The following is a 15,377-nucleotide window of genomic DNA, read 5'->3' as shown; positions in this document are numbered from 1 at the left end:
GCGGCCGAATTCACCGCGCACGGAGCCAGGAACCGCCAAAGCTGCAGGAGGCTCACTGCTGGAAAAATTCACTGATGAGGTTGGCGTCGATGTCGGGCTGCTGGCACATCCGGCCAGCAAAACGAGCAGAAAAGATACTGCGATAAAAGGCTGGGCGCACACGTGACGAAGTCCGTGAGTCATTTTATCTCTCCTTGAGGTCTTGTTAGACGGCGCATTCTAGCGACCTTCTCTGTGCCAGGGGAGTACTTTTTCGCCACTGGCTGCACATCCGCCCGAGAGTGTGAACTGGGTCACCTGAGTGATCAGTGCTCGAGCGGTGTCCAGTTCATCCAGGCGACCCAGGCCACACAGATCAGAGAGGTTATGCCGTAGAGCACGGAAGACGCTGTGACTTCGGCTGCCGGCACCAGCAGGAAAAGAGTACCCGTAACCAGTGCGGCTATGCCCAGTTGGCACTGGATATCCCGCACGAACTCCCAGTTCAGCTCATGGGCCCGCGTCAGCGTGGCCATGAAAAAGCCCAGAATGGCCAGGACCATCATGCTCTTGCGCAGCACCACGATGTCCTGCGGCGGCAACTGATCCTGCAGGTAGGGTGACACCAGGTACCCGACTGCCCAGATACCCCCGACTGCAAAAACGAACAACAGGTTGGCACCCAGGTTGCGCATCGGCGAAAACATCAGAGATGTTCAACCTTGTCGATCTCGTATTCGACGTCGCCGCCTGGTGTCTTGACCTGCGCCACATCACCCTCTTCCTTGCCGATCAGGGCACGGGCTATCGGTGAGGTGACCGAAATCCTTCCTTCCTTCACATTCGCTTCATCTTCACCGACGATGCGGTAACGGACGGACTCCTCACTGTCGAGATTGATCAGGGTCACGGTAACGCCGAACAGCACCTTGCCCGTCTGCGGCAGGGCTTTCACATCGATGACCTGGGCGCCACCAAGTTTGGCCTCCAGTTCCTTGATGCGACCTTCAATAAAACCCTGCTGCTCCCGGGCTGCGTGGTATTCGGCGTTCTCCTTCAGGTCACCATGCTCGCGGGCTTCCGCAATGGCTTCAATCACCTTGGGCCGTGCTTCGCTCTTGAGCTGCTTCAGCTCTTGCTGCAATTTCTGCTCGCCTTCGACCGTCATCGGATAACGTGTTGTCATAGGACTGCTCCTGTGTGCAATGACTGCAACTGGCGCACATTGGATTCACTCGTGTTTTCCAGCGCCTCCACCGAGGCCATGGCGCCTTCCAGCGTTGTGGTGTAATACACCTTGTGCTGCAGAGCGCTGCGGCGAATAGTGGCACTGTCGGCAATGGCCTGGCGCCCCTCAGTCGAATTCATGATGAACTGAACCTCATCGTTCTTGATCATGTCCACCATGTGCGGGCGACCTTCCTTGACCTTGTTGACTACTTTGGACTCGATGCCGGCCGTCTGCAATACCTTGTAGGTACCACTGGTGGCCAGCACCTTGAAGCCGGCCTTGACCAGCCGCCGGGCCAGATCCACGGCCTTGGGCTTATCCCGGTCCTTGACGCTGATGATGACCGTGCCTGTCTTCGGCAGGCGCGCCCCAGTGGCCAGTGCCGCCTTGCCGAAAGCCTCGGCAAAAGTGTCGCCGATGCCCATGACTTCGCCGGTTGATTTCATTTCCGGGGTCAGAATCGGGTCTACTCCCGGGAACTTGTTGAACGGCAGCACGCTTTCCTTGACCGAATAGAATTGTGGTTTGTGCTCTTGCGTAAAGTTGACTTCGGCCAGCGTCTTGCCCGCCATCACTCTGGCTGCCACATCGGCCAACGAGCGACCGATGGCCTTGGACACGAACGGCACGGTGCGCGAGGCCCGCGGATTCACTTCGATCACGTAGAGCTGGCCGTCCTGCCAGGCCATCTGCACATTCATCAGGCCGACCACGCCCAGCTCCAACGCCATGGCACTGACCTGAGTGCGGATCTCATGCTGCACGGCTTCAGGCAACGAAAACGGCGGCAGCGAGCAGGCAGAGTCACCGGAGTGCACGCCCGCCTGTTCGATATGCTGCATGATGGCTCCGATAACCACCGTCTTACCGTCACTGACTGCATCCACATCTACTTCGATGGCGCTGTCGAGGAAGTGATCCAGCAGAACAGGGGAGTCGTTGGATACCTTGACCGCATCACGCATGTAGCGCAGCAGCTCGGTTTCGTCATAAACAATTTCCATGGCCCGGCCGCCCAGCACATAACTGGGTCGCACGACCAGCGGATAGCCGAGTGTCTGCGCCTTGATGATGGCATCTTCCACACTGCGCGCGGTCGCATTGTCCGGCTGCTGAATGCCCAGCTTTTGTACCATGTGCTGGAAGCGTTCGCGGTCCTCGGCCCGGTCTATCGCATCCGGCGTGGTGCCGATGATTGGCACGCCAGCGGCTTCCAGCGCGCGCGCCAGCTTCAGCGGTGTCTGCCCGCCGTACTGGACAATCACACCCACAGGCTTCTCCAGGTCGACGATTTCCAGCACATCTTCCAGCGTGACGGGCTCGAAATAGAGGCGGTCAGAGGTGTCATAATCAGTCGACACGGTTTCCGGGTTGCAATTGACCATGATGGTCTCGTAACCCTCATCACGCATCGCCAGAGCCGCATGCACACAGCAGTAGTCGAATTCGATGCCCTGGCCAATGCGGTTGGGCCCGCCACCGATGACCATGATCTTCTTTCGATCGGTCGGTTCGGCTTCGCATTCTTCGTCATAGCTGGAGTACATGTAAGCCGTGCTGGTGGCAAACTCGGCAGCGCAGGTGTCGACACGCTTGTAGACCGGGCGAATACCCAGTTGATGACGCTTTTCCCGGACTTCCTTCTCGGTCAGGCCCAGCAGTGCGGCCAGCCGCTCATCCGAAAAGCCCTTGCGCTTGTACTGGCGCAGTGTGGCTTCATCCAGAGCGGTGAGCGACGTGCGGCTGATTTGCTCTTCCATGCGCACCAGATCTTCAATTTGCACCAGAAACCAGGGGTCGACATGGCTGTGCTCGTGCACTTCCTGCACGCTCATGCCGCTGCGAAACGCATCGCCCAGATACCACAGGCGGTCCGGTCCGGGCTGCTTGAGTTCACGAATGATCTTCTCCTGCGCGTCCGCTTCGACAGGATCCTGCTTGGGATCCAGGCCGGCGACTCCGACTTCCAGACCGCGCAGCGCCTTCTGGAAGGATTCCTGGAAATTGCGCCCGATGGCCATGACTTCGCCCACCGACTTCATCTGGGTGGTCAGACGGTCATTGGCCTGAGGAAACTTCTCGAAGGCAAAGCGCGGCACCTTGGTAACGACATAGTCGATGCTGGGCTCAAAGGACGCCGGCGTCCGCCCGCCAGTAATTTCGTTCTGCAGTTCGTCCAGCGTATAGCCCACGGCCAGCTTCGCTGCGACCTTGGCAATCGGGAAGCCGGTAGCCTTGGAGGCGAGGGCCGACGAACGGCTGACCCGAGGATTCATTTCGATCACCACCATGCGTCCGGTATCCGGGTCGATCGCGAACTGCACATTGGAGCCACCGGTTTCCACACCGATTTCACGCAGCACCGCCAGCGAGGCGTTGCGCATGATCTGGTATTCCTTGTCAGTCAGGGTCTGCGCCGGGGCCACCGTGGTGGAGTCACCGGTGTGCACGCCCATGGCATCCAGATTCTCGATGGAACAGATGATGATGCAGTTGTCGGCGCGATCACGCACCACTTCCATCTCGTATTCTTTCCAGCCGATCAGCGACTCGTCGATCAGCAGTTCGTTGGTCGGTGACAGATCCAGCCCGCGCTCACAGATTTCGGCGAACTCGTCCTTGTTGTATGCGATACCGCCACCGGAGCCGCCCATGGTGAACGAAGGTCGGATGATGGCAGGAAAACCGATGTCCGCCTGGATTTCCCAGGCCTCTTCCATGCTGTGCGCAATACCGGAGCGCGGTGTTTCCAGGCCGATAGCCTTCATGGCCTGATCGAAACGATAGCGGTCTTCGGCCTTGTCGATGGTATCGGCGTTGGCCCCGATCATGGTGACACCGTACTTCTCCAACACACCGTGACGCTCCAGATCGAGTGCACAGTTCAGTGCAGTCTGTCCACCCATGGTCGGCAGAATGGCGTCTGGTCGCTCCTTTTCGATGATCTTGGCAACTTCTTCCCAGATGATCGGCTCAATATAGGTCGCATCGGCCATGACCGGGTCGGTCATGATGGTGGCCGGATTGGAGTTCACCAGAATGACGCGGAAGCCCTCTTCCTGCAGGGCCTTGCAGGCCTGTGCACCGGAATAGTCGAACTCACAGGCCTGTCCGATCACGATGGGACCGGCACCGATCAGCAGAATACTTTGAATGTCGGTTCTTTTCGGCATGAGTTACTTGGCCTCCATCAGGGCGATAAAACGATCAAACAAGGGTGCCACATCCTGTGGGCCAGGGCTGGCCTCCGGGTGACCCTGAAAACTGAAGGCCGCTCGGTCGGTCAGGCGGATGCCCTGCAACGACTGATCAAAAAGCGACCGATGTGTTGGTGTGACATTGTCCGGCAGACTGTCCTCGGCGACGGCAAACCCGTGATTCTGGCTGGTAATCATCACTCGGCCGGACTCCAGATCCTGCACCGGGTGGTTGGCGCCATGGTGGCCGAACTTCATCTTCTCGGTGCGCGCCCCGGCGGCCAAAGCCAGCAACTGATGCCCCAGACAGATGCCGAAGACCGGAATGTCTGTCTTCAGCACTGCACGAATGGCGTCGATGGCGTAGTCACAAGGCTCCGGATCACCAGGCCCATTGGACAGAAAGATGCCGTCCGGTTTCAGAGCCAGCACCTCGTCGGCCGGAGTCTGTGCCGGCACCACCGTTACACGACAACCCCGGCTGACCAGCATGCGCAGAATGTTGCGCTTGACACCGTAGTCCCAGGCCACGACATGATGCGGCAGGCTGGCCTCTTCCAGCGTCGGGTGACCCTCGCCAAGCGCCCAGACACCGCTGCGCCAATCATAGGCTTCAGCCGTGGTCACCACTTTGGCCAGGTCCATGCCTTTCAGCGACGGTGCTGCCTGTGCCTGCGCAATCGCGCCCTCGGCAGAGGCTCCGGCGCCAGCAATAATGCAGCCGCTCTGACTGCCCTTTTCGCGCAGGATTCGGGTCAGACGTCGGGTATCGATGTCTGCAATAGCCACCAAGTTGCGGCGTACCAAATAGGCCTGCAGCGATTCCTCACTGCGGAAATTGCTCTCCAGCAGCGGAAGGTCGCGGATGATCAGCCCCTTGGCCCAGAGCTGATCACACTCCTCATCCTCCGCATTGACACCCGTATTGCCGATATGCGGATAGGTCAGCGTGACGATCTGCTGGGCGTAGGAGGGATCGGTCAGGATTTCCTGATAGCCGGTCATGGCCGTATTGAAGACCACCTCACCCGTGGTGGCGCCTTCCGCACCGATACTGGTGCCATGAAAGATGCTGCCATCGGCAAGCGCAAGAATTGCTGGTGTAGTCAAAGTGAGTCCCCGCCTTTGTCTGTGTGCTGCTTGATCTGAGTCGGGCACGTCACGCGCACCCGGAATTCGGTCGCGCGGGAGACGGCAAGACCAACTCAAATGACGCCATCTCCCGCAATAATTCACAATATTGCCGCCATTTTTCGTCTACACCGCCGATCAGGTCGTAAAAAAGCGAGATGGACCTGCGCCCACCTCGCTGACTGCTTTCTGACCCTGTGGAGACAACTGACACTCTCCACCGGCGGAATGATGAAACCCACGGCTCTGGCAGGCCTGTCTGCCTGCAGGCAAATCGGCTGAATTCTAAGGGATAGCCAATCTTTTGTCCATCAGAATGGCTGACACCCGAGCCGCGACGAGTACGACTGGCATCCCGTGCGGCGCAAGCCTCTCGGACTGTACGGAGAGAGTGCTTTTCCCTATAGTCATGACTGTTTATCGCCCAGACCACAAGATCATGACTTCATCAACCCCACCGGATCAGGAACAGCCCCGACTATGGCAACTGCCCCAGGCTGCCACACTGGTCGCTGCCTTTGACGCCATCGAGGAATGGATAGTCATTGTCGACGCCGAATCAAGGGTCGTGTTCATGAACCGGCCCTATGCTCGCTTTCTCGGGCTGCGGCGGCGCGACATCATCGGTCGGCCGGTCACCGAAGTGATTGAAAACACCCGGATGCACAAGGCGGTGCAAACCGGCAAGGCCGAGCGCATCCAGTTGCAGGAGATCAAGGGTAACAAGATGATCGCCAATCGGTATCCGATCATCGTCGAGGGAGGGATCAAAGGAGCTGTCGGCACCGTGTTCTTCCATGACACCCACGAGTGGCAGCAGATCAACACCCAGATCCGCGCCCTGATCGCCGAGCAGAATTATCAGACATCGGATCACACCAGCCCGACCCGCGAGGGCGCGCGCTTTCATCTTGCAGACATCATTGGGCGCAGCCCGGCCATTGAGGCCCTGAATGAGCGTGTCAAGCGGGTCGCCGCCAGTGATGTGTCCGTACTGATCCGCGGGGAATCCGGCACCGGCAAGGAGCTCTATGCGCATGCCTTGCATCAACTCTCGGAACGCTCCGACGGTCCCTTCATCAAGGTCAACTGTGCCGCCATTCCGGAAAATCTGCTCGAAGCAGAACTTTTTGGTTATGAAGGCGGCGCTTTCACCGGCGCGCGCAAGGGGGGCAAGCCGGGCAAATTCCAACTGGCGAACCGAGGCACACTTTTTCTGGATGAAATAGGCGACATGCCACTGGCCATGCAGGCGAAGCTGCTGCGCGTGCTGCAGGATCGACAAGTGGAAGCGGTCGGGTCGACCAGCCTGGTACCGGTAGACATCCGCATGATTGCAGCAACGCATCAGCCACTGGAACAGTTGGTGGAGTCAGGTCAGTTTCGGCAGGATCTGTATTATCGCATTCACGTGGTCGGGCTTACTCTACCCCCGCTGCGCGAGCGACGAGACGACATTCCGATGCTGGTCGAACACCAGTTGCAACAATTGTCGCGCCGCACGGGTCGGCGAGCCCCTCGACTGACGGCGGAAGCGCTGACCCGACTGATGCATTACGACTGGCCGGGCAATATTCGTGAGCTGCACAATGTGCTTGAGGCCACGTTTCATCTCAGTCAGGGCCGTAAAATTGGACTCGAGGCGCTGCCGGAACCCATCTCGGGTGCACCTGCAATTGAGCCTCAGGGTGCGCCTATGCAGCAGACACTGAAAGACCAACTGCACCAGGCTGAATACGACATTCTCTGCCAGGCATTGCGGACCTGCGGCAACAATCGCCAGCAGACGGCCCGCCACCTGGGCATCTCCAAATCGACCCTGTACGAGAAACTGGCTCGGCACGGCCTTTGAGCTGTGATCAAACAGTTCGGAAATCCGGACGATGTCCGATTTTTCGGACGCCTCACATAGCCATTTTGGTGCTTTGCACCCCCAAACCGTCCGAAAATTCGGACAAAACAGGCCATTACGCCCTTTGTATACCTCCCAGTACGGTCAAGCTCTCAAAAATAGGGTCCTAACCCCTTGTTTTAAAAGTGCAATTTTTAGTTGGCACTGATCTTGTGTAAGCCCAAGGAAGACAAAAAAGATAACAACAATCCGCACAAGAGGTTCCTGACATGTCCATGAAAGGCAAGAGTGTATTGATCACGGGCGGCGGCAGCGGCATCGGTCTGGCTATCGCACGTGGGTTTCTCAACGAAGGCGCCCGGGTGGCCATCGTCGACAAGAAACAGGAGGCGCTGGATCAGGCCATGAAGGCACTGGACAGCAATGGCAGCGACTGTCTCGGCCTGGCCTGTGATGTCACCGACGAGGCCGCGTTCAAGGACGCCATTGACCAGGTTCTGGATCGCTTCAATGGTCTGGACGTCCTGATCAACAACGCCGGCATGCAGCATGTCGCCGCCATCGAAGACTTCCCGGCCGACCGCTTCCGTCTGCTGCTCGACATCATGCTGACCGCGCCGTTTCTCGCCACCAAGTATGTATTCCCGGTTATGAAGGAACAGCGCAGCGGGCGCATCATCAATATGGCATCGATCAATGGTCTGGTCGGCTTTGCCGGCAAGGCCGGTTACAACTCGGCCAAGCATGGCGTCATCGGCCTGACCAAGGTGGCCGCCCTGGAAGGGGCCTCCTATGGCATCAATGTCAACGCCCTGTGCCCCGGGTATGTGGATACCCCATTGGTGCGCAATCAATTGCAGGATCTGGCCAACACACGCGGCGTCGAGCTGGAAAGTGTGCTGGAAGACGTGATCTACCCGCTGGTGCCGCAGCGCCGTCTGCTGGACCCGGAAGAGGTCGCGGACTATTGCCTGTTTCTCGCCAGCAACAAGGCGCGTGGCGTGACCGGCCAGGCCGTGGTGCTCGACGGCGGGTACACTGCACAGTAATCCTTACACCTGAGACGACTCTGCCTGCACCGGGGTTATCCTCGGGCAGGCCTCTTTTACGTTACTCTATTCTATGACTGAACTTTCCGGGAGGGAGCAGATGTCGACTGCGACACACCTGTCGAACGAACCACTGTGGACGCCCAGCGCCGAGCGTATTGCACGGAGCCGCATGACCGATTTCATGCAGGCAATGAACCGGCAGCAAGGGCTGGCACTGAACACTTATGACGAGCTCCATGACTGGAGTGTCGAGCACAGTGAAACCTTCTGGAGCAGCTTCTGGGACTATGCCGGGATCCGGGCCACAGAGAAGGGCGACCGCACCCTGATTGACGGCGACCGCATGCCGGGTGCCCGCTGGTTTCCGGACGCCCGCCTGAACTTTGCCGAGAATCTGCTGCGTTACCGGGATGACCGTCCGGCGCTGGTGTTCCGCGATGAAGAAGGTCACGGTCTGACCCTGACTTACGCCGAACTCCACACTGAAGTGGCCCGCCTTGCCCATGCCCTGCGCGCCCACGGCATTGTGTCCGGCGACCGGGTCTCGGGGTTCATGCCCAACATGGCGGAAACCGTGATCGCCATGCTGGCATCAGCCTCCATCGGCGCCATCTGGAGCTCCTGCTCGCCGGACTTCGGCATTCAGGGTGTGGTAGACCGCTTCGGACAGGTCAAACCCCGTATCCTGATTACCGCCGATGGTTACCGCTACAACGGCAAGCAGCTTGACTGCCTGCAACGGGTCCGTGAGATCGCGCAGGAGATTCCCGGCATCGAACGTATCCTGGTGGTGCCCTATCAGAACCGCCAACCCGACCTGACCGGCCTGCCCCAGGCGGTTCTCTGGCCGGAATTCACCGACAATGACGCGCGCGAGATCGATTTCGAACCGCTGCCGTTCGACCACCCGCTGTACATCATGTACAGCTCAGGCACCACCGGTGTGCCCAAATGCATTGTGCACAGTGGCGGAGGCACCCTGATCCAGCACCTCAAGGAGCACATGCTGCACGCCGATCTGGGCCGCGAGGATGTGCTCTTCTACTACACCACCTGCGGCTGGATGATGTGGAACTGGCTGGTCAGCGGGCTGGCGGTCGGCTGCACCGTGGTGCTGTATGACGGTTCGCCGATGGCACCCAAGGTCGACAGTCTGTGGGACATGGCCGAAGAGGAAGGCGTCAGCGTCTTCGGTACCAGTGCCAAGTATATCGCAGCACTGGAAAAAGGCGGTGCCCGCCCCGGCAGCACCCATGATGTGCGTCGTCTGCGTGCCGTGCTCTCCACCGGCTCGCCGCTGGCCCCGGAAAGCTTTGACTATGTCTACCGCGAGATAAAGCAGGACCTGCTGCTGGGGTCGATTTCCGGCGGTACCGATATTGTCTCCTGCTTTGCCCTGAGCTGCCCGATCCGTCCCGTCTACAGCGGTGAGCTGCAATGCCGGGGCCTGGGTATGGCGGTGGATATCTTTGATGACGACGGACATCCCGTGCGTGGCGAAAAGGGGGAGCTGGTCTGTACCCGTCCCTTCCCGTCCATGCCGATCTATTTCTGGGATGATCCGGAAGACGAGAAATATCGCGGTGCCTATTTCGAGAAGTTCGACAATATCTGGGCGCACGGTGACTATGGCGAAATCACCCCGCGCGACGGGGTGATCATCCACGGCCGCTCGGATGCGGTGCTGAACCCGGGCGGGGTGCGTATCGGCACCGCGGAGATCTACCGTCAGGTGGAAAAAGTGGAGGCCGTCCTCGAAAGCCTGGCCATCGGGCAACCCTGGGAGGACTCCGAGCGGGTCATCCTGTTTGTGCGCCTGCGCGAGGGCGTGACGCTGGATGATGCGCTGACCGACAAAATCAGGAAAACCATCCGCGCCAACACCACACCCCGCCATGTACCGGCCAAGGTGATACAGGTGGCGGATATTCCCCGTACCATCAGCGGCAAGATTGTCGAACTGGCGGTGCGCAAGATGGTGCTCGGAGAGACCATCAAGAACAAGGACGCACTGGCCAACCCGGAAGCGCTGGAGCTGTTCCGGGATTTGCCCGAATTGAAAACGTAAACGGTAGACAGCGCACAGTCGACCGTCTACTCATTGAACTGGAGACTTGTAATGACTGACGACATCGTAATCGTAGCCGCCCGCCGCACCCCGACCGGGGCGATGGCGGGTGCATTGAGCGGGGCCAAGGGCCCGGATCTGGGCGCCACGGCGATTAGCGCCGCGGTGGAAGCCGCCGGGGTCAGCCCGGACCGCGTCAATGAGGTGATCATGGGCTGCGTTCTGCCGGCCGGCGTCGGCCAGGCGCCGGCACGTCAGGCGGGCCTAGGCGCGGGATTGGCGGACAGCACGCCCTGCACCACCATCAACAAGGTCTGTGGCTCGGGCATGAAAGCAGCCATGCTGGGCCATGATCTGCTGAAAGCCGGTAGCGCGGATGTGGTAGTCGCCGGCGGCATGGAGAGCATGAGCCAGTCCCCCTACCTGCTGCCCAAGGCCCGTCAGGGCATGCGCATGGGGCATGGTGAGGTGATCGACCATATGCTGCTCGACGGCCTGGAAGACGCCTATGGTGCCGGTCTGATGGGCTCGGTGGCGCAGAAAACCGCCGATGAGTACAAACTGACCCGGGAAGACATGGATGCCTTTGCCATCGAGTCCGTCAAGCGCGCTCAGGCCGCGGTAAACTCCGGTGCCTTCAAGAACGAGATTGCACCGGTCACGATCAAGGATCGCAAGGGCGAAACGGTGGTGGACACCGATGAGCCACCCATGCGCGCCAATGTCGACAAGATCCCGGGTTTGCGCCCGGCCTTCGCCAAAGACGGCACCCTGACCGCCGCCAACTCAAGCTCCATCTCCGATGGCGCGGCAGCGCTGGTATTGATGCGGGCTTCCGATGCACAGGCACAGGGCCTGAAGCCCATGGCGCGTATCGCCGCCCATGCGACCCATGCGCGGCTGCCGGCCGAGTTTACCATCGCGCCCATCGGCGCTATTCAAAAGGCGCTGGACAAGGCGGGCTGGCAGGCCGGAGACGTGGACTGCTACGAAATCAATGAAGCCTTCGCCATGGTCACCATGCTGGCCCAGCGCGAACTGGGCCTGGACCCGGCACGAGTCAATGTGCACGGCGGTGCCTGTGCGCTGGGCCACCCCATTGGCGCCAGCGGAGCGCGCATCCTGGTCACCCTGCTGCACGCCCTGCAGACCCACGGCAAGAATCGCGGTCTGGCTTCCTTGTGTATTGGTGGGGGCGAAGCGACTGCCATGGCAGTGGAACTGCTGTAGGGCCAAGGAGATGGCGCAGGCCCTGGAGTCAGTACACACTATTTTTATTGTTCAACTGCTCCAGCGCCTGGCGCCAGATCAACGCTCGTCGATCAACTCCTTGCGCACCGCCATGGCAGTTGCCTTGGGGCGTATGGGTCGCCCGCGAGCTTCCATCTGGGCGCGCGCAACGGCCGCACCGATCAGCAGTACGAGCGATGAATACTGAACCCAAAGCAAGAACATCACCATGGACCCGGCAGCGCCATAAGCCGAGGCAATGGCAAGACTGGTCAGGTAGCGTGCCATCAGGAAACGGCCCAGAAAAAACAACAGTGCGGTGATCAGTGCCCCCAGCCAGACATCACTCCAAAGCAGGCGAACCTCCGGCAAAACCTTGAAGATGGTGGCGAACAACAAGGTCATGACAGACAGAGAAACAGCCAGCTCCAGCCAGAACACGGCCGTTGCATTCAAGGGAATCCACTGATCGGCAAAGCTCAGTACGGCTTGAAGCACTACGCTGAGAAACAGTGACATCAACAGGATGAAACCGATGGACAACACGATGGTCAGCGACAGCAGTCGGTTCTTGAGCAATATGTACAGCCCACTGCGCGTGGGCTTGCGCACCACATCCCAGACCACGTTCAGTGACTGCTGCATCTGGGCGAACACGGTGGTAGCGCCGATCAGAATTGCAATGACGCCAATCAGGGTTGGCAACCAGCCGCCAGCATCGAATTGAATGTTCAATACCGCCGTTTCGACGAATTCGGCGGCCTCCGGACCGATCATCTCGGTCAGTTGATTGAGCAGGCGACCTTCGGCTGCCGCTTCACCCAGAATCAAACCGGCAACGGCAACCGCCACAATCATCACCGGAGCAATCGAAAAAAGCGTAAAAAATGCCAGGGCGGCCGCATGAATCAGCACCTTGCTGTCGGCACAATGAGCCATGGCGCTGGCAATGATCCCGCCCCAGTAGAGGCCAAACCGGTAAAGCCGAACTCCTGTACGGTGCAATGATTCTGGCAAGACGGTATCCCTACTGGCCTGTTGCTTTGTCAGTCATCGTACTATAGTTGAGATCAGACACCTATTCAGCGGGTTGCCTTGGAACCGTTCGATGATCGCTCTGAAAATCACCTTGATTCTGCTGCGCGCCTGGCTTGACGGACTGCCCGGACATTACACACCTGTAGCCGGTGCAGCCGCCCTGTGCGCGCTGCCCGCACTGCTGATCAGTGCACCGCTGGTGTGGCTGATGACGCTGAGCCTGGCGCTGCTCATACCCGGGATGATCCTGATCGGGCTGTTGGCACAGGCCTCGTTGATCTGCCCCTACTTCCTGTTGCCGGAGCGATGCTCCGGTGGCCTCGAAGGGGCGATCAGCGGTATTCTGGCGCTGGTCCTGCTCGGTGCCGCACTGACCCGGCTGCTGTCGCTGCTTCCTCTGTTTTAGAGCCTGCTCACTCGGCCGGACGCAACCTAACCAGCGGGGCATCCTCGGCATCCACCAGCAGATAGACATAGCCCGTGCCCGGGTGCACATTCACATCACGCACCCGCCAGCCCCGGTCGCGCAACATGCGATACTCATACTGGATGCTGCGCCCTTCTATCTCGAACCGACCGAGATACTGATGCCAGAGGCTTCCCATCATCAGGTCACCCTGCCATTCGGGAAAGGCATCTCCATCGTAGAAGGCCATCCCCGAAGGCGGAAAGCCCTGCACGTCATCGTCGTAGTTGTCTGCCGTCCAGAAATAAACGGGGTTCACCGTATCATCACGATCAACCGGTGTTTCGCCAATCGGCAGACGGATGGCGTACTCGCGGCCATAGGTGGCCACAGGCCAGCCATAGTTGCCTCCCGGCGTGTCGATAATGTTGATCTCGTCGCCGTTGCGCTCACCGTGTTCACCCTGCCACAGCAGGCCGGTTGTCGGTTCCACCGCCATGCTTTGCGAGTTGCGGTGGCCGTAGGTAAAGAGGGCATCATGCGCCTCGGGATTGTCGACAAACGGATTGTCCGCCGGAATCGACCCATCCGGATGCAGGCGCAGTGTCTTGCCCCAGTAGCTCTGCAGATCCTGCGCGGCATCGCGCTCTCGCCGGTCACCCTGGGTGATGTAGAGCATGCCATCGACACCAAACGTCAGGCGTGAACCATAGTGAGCCTGTTCGGTGGAAAACGGCGTCGCCACCTGCAGCACCTCGAACCCTTCCAGGCTCTGGTTGTCGAAATCCAGCCAGCCGCGCCCGGTGTGCGTGGCGGACGCTTCCGGGTTGTCTGGGTCGGCACCGGCATAGGTCAGATAGACCCAGATCTGCGAATCTTCACCCGGCTGCCAGACTTCAACATCCAGCAGACCGGCCTGGTTGCCGATCACCACGTCTGGCACGCCGGCGATAGCATGCTGATCCCCTCTGTTCAGATCGACCAGCGACAGACGGCCGGGGCGTTCGGTGACCAGAGCCCAGTCCTGATAGGGCGCCGGCAAAAAGCTCATACCCCAGGCATGGTCCAGCCCGGTGACCACTTCTTCAATTACGAGTTGGGCGTCGTCGCTGTCTTCATAATCCACGGCCACATCGGGCACGCTGGCGCAAGCCCCGAGCAACACGGCTCCGAAAAGCGAGACTGAGAGGCCTGATGTCTTGCTGTCGATCAATGTCATGGCGCTCTTCCCTTGATAACTGTGTCTGCCTTTGCCTACGAGCATGCCTGCCCCAGCGGATCAGATTCAAGGACGAATCCGGACCGATCCATGGGTAACCCGGCCGCCAATATTGTCGACAATATTGCCAATTTAAGTTACTGTCCTGCTATATATGGCTTATTATGTCGACAATGTAGAGAATTCAATGGTATGACGACCGCCCCTGACCTGTCTGGCAGCACCATCTCCAGTGAACTGGCATTGCAACTCAGTCAGGCCATTATTCGTGGTGAACTGCCGCAGGGCAGCAAGCTGTCCGAGCCGGAACTGGCCCGACGCTACGGTGTATCAAGAGGGCCGTTGCGCGAGGCGATTGTGCGTCTCGAGGGCATGGGTCTGGTCACCCGGCAGCCCAATGTGGGTGCCCGGGTCATCCGGCTCACCATTGCAGATGTGGCCGCGACCTTTGCCATCCGCGAGGCTCTGGAAGGGATGGCGGCCCGCCTGGCCTGCAGCGCCGCCACGGATACCGAGCTGGCCGATCTGCAGGCGCTGCTGGATCAGCATGAGGCGGAATTGGCAGCCAGTGGTGACGGCCACTACGCTGATCAGGAGGGCAACTATGATTTTCACAACCGTATCATCCGCGCCAGTCACAATGAGCAGCTGATTTCTCTGCTGTGCGATGAGCTCTACGCGCGGATACGGATGTACAGACAGCAAACAGCGGACCACCGCACAGACCCCAGGCAGGCGTTGCGTGAGCATCGCATGATTGTGGATGCCTTGGTGAATCGGGAGGCCGACCTGGCGGAGATGTTGATGCGGCGCCACATATCGCGCTCGCAACGGCTGCTTGAGGTGTATTTGCGGGAGTCCGTGAGGTGAGGGGACAAGTCACCTCTGCGGGGTACCAAGCGGACCTTCGGGGCGGCTACGCCGCCGAGCGCGACTCACGTCGCTGGCCTACAACAGTGCCACCCTGTAGGCGC

12 protein-coding genes are annotated in these 15,377 nt (G+C 59.6%); 6 read left to right on the top strand and 6 right to left on the bottom strand.

Features of this window, described 5'->3' with window-relative positions; genetic code table 11:
- Nucleotides 1-305 precede the first annotated feature (305 nt).
- From LAT62_RS12600 to carA, 4 genes are read right to left on the bottom strand one after another with little or no spacing between them, the layout of a single operon-like run.
- Nucleotides 306-686: a hypothetical protein gene (locus tag LAT62_RS12600; RefSeq protein ID WP_293384375.1), complete on the bottom strand. Its 381-nt coding sequence runs from the start codon at nt 684-686 to the stop codon at nt 306-308.
- Nucleotides 686-1,165: a transcription elongation factor GreA gene (gene greA, locus LAT62_RS12595; protein WP_293384372.1), complete on the bottom strand. Its 480-nt coding sequence runs from the start codon at nt 1,163-1,165 to the stop codon at nt 686-688. Before greA ends, LAT62_RS12600 begins: the two co-directional genes overlap by 1 nt.
- A complete protein-coding gene (carB, locus tag LAT62_RS12590; RefSeq protein WP_293384369.1) occupies nt 1,162-4,383 on the bottom strand; it encodes a carbamoyl-phosphate synthase large subunit in 3,222 nt (1,073 codons plus the stop codon). The genes greA and carB overlap by 4 nt, the downstream gene beginning before the upstream one ends.
- Nucleotides 4,384-4,386: 3 nt before the next feature.
- Nucleotides 4,387-5,517 (bottom strand): glutamine-hydrolyzing carbamoyl-phosphate synthase small subunit, encoded by a 1,131-nt coding sequence (gene carA / locus LAT62_RS12585; RefSeq protein ID WP_293384366.1) that lies wholly within the window; start codon nt 5,515-5,517, stop codon nt 4,387-4,389.
- A gap of 460 nt (nt 5,518-5,977) precedes the next feature.
- On the opposite strand from carA, the gene LAT62_RS12580 reads away from it, so the two are divergent.
- From LAT62_RS12580 to LAT62_RS12565, 4 genes are all read left to right on the top strand, one after another.
- Nucleotides 5,978-7,390 (top strand): sigma 54-interacting transcriptional regulator, encoded by a 1,413-nt coding sequence (locus LAT62_RS12580; RefSeq protein ID WP_293384363.1) that lies wholly within the window; start codon nt 5,978-5,980, stop codon nt 7,388-7,390.
- Between the two features lie 269 nt (nt 7,391-7,659).
- Nucleotides 7,660-8,439 carry a 3-hydroxybutyrate dehydrogenase gene (locus LAT62_RS12575; protein WP_293384360.1) on the top strand — a complete coding sequence of 260 codons (780 nt, stop codon included), beginning with the start codon at nt 7,660-7,662 and terminating at the stop codon, nt 8,437-8,439.
- A gap of 100 nt (nt 8,440-8,539) precedes the next feature.
- The gene (locus LAT62_RS12570; RefSeq protein WP_293384357.1) at nt 8,540-10,510 is read left to right on the top strand and encodes an acetoacetate--CoA ligase; all 1,971 of its coding nucleotides are present in this window, start codon (nt 8,540-8,542) and stop codon (nt 10,508-10,510) included.
- A 51-nt stretch (nt 10,511-10,561) separates the two neighbouring features.
- Complete coding sequence (locus LAT62_RS12565) at nt 10,562-11,740, top strand: acetyl-CoA C-acyltransferase (protein WP_293384354.1); 1,179 nt, start codon at nt 10,562-10,564, stop codon at nt 11,738-11,740.
- A gap of 78 nt (nt 11,741-11,818) precedes the next feature.
- Here the strand turns inward: LAT62_RS12565 and LAT62_RS12560 are convergent, their stop codons facing one another.
- Complete coding sequence (locus LAT62_RS12560) at nt 11,819-12,757, bottom strand: YihY/virulence factor BrkB family protein (protein ID WP_293384351.1); 939 nt, start codon at nt 12,755-12,757, stop codon at nt 11,819-11,821.
- A 91-nt stretch (nt 12,758-12,848) separates the two neighbouring features.
- Between LAT62_RS12560 and LAT62_RS12555 the strand changes: the two genes are divergently transcribed.
- The gene (locus LAT62_RS12555; protein WP_293384349.1) at nt 12,849-13,184 is read left to right on the top strand and encodes a hypothetical protein; all 336 of its coding nucleotides are present in this window, start codon (nt 12,849-12,851) and stop codon (nt 13,182-13,184) included.
- Between the two features lie 7 nt (nt 13,185-13,191).
- On the opposite strand, the gene LAT62_RS12550 is transcribed toward LAT62_RS12555, so the two are convergent.
- Nucleotides 13,192-14,403, bottom strand: a complete 1,212-nt coding sequence (locus LAT62_RS12550) for a PQQ-dependent sugar dehydrogenase (protein ID WP_293384346.1) — start codon at nt 14,401-14,403, stop codon at nt 13,192-13,194.
- Nucleotides 14,404-14,595: 192 nt separating this feature from the next.
- On the opposite strand from LAT62_RS12550, the gene LAT62_RS12545 reads away from it, so the two are divergent.
- The gene (locus tag LAT62_RS12545; protein ID WP_293384343.1) at nt 14,596-15,273 is read left to right on the top strand and encodes a GntR family transcriptional regulator; all 678 of its coding nucleotides are present in this window, start codon (nt 14,596-14,598) and stop codon (nt 15,271-15,273) included.
- Nucleotides 15,274-15,377 lie beyond the last annotated feature (104 nt).

It is taken from the genome of Natronospirillum sp. (assembly GCF_022565775.1).
Classification (GTDB): Bacteria; Pseudomonadota; Gammaproteobacteria; order Pseudomonadales; family Natronospirillaceae; genus Natronospirillum.
Note: the sequence above shows the minus strand (reverse complement) of the source record. Positions and strands in the feature narration are given on the sequence as shown.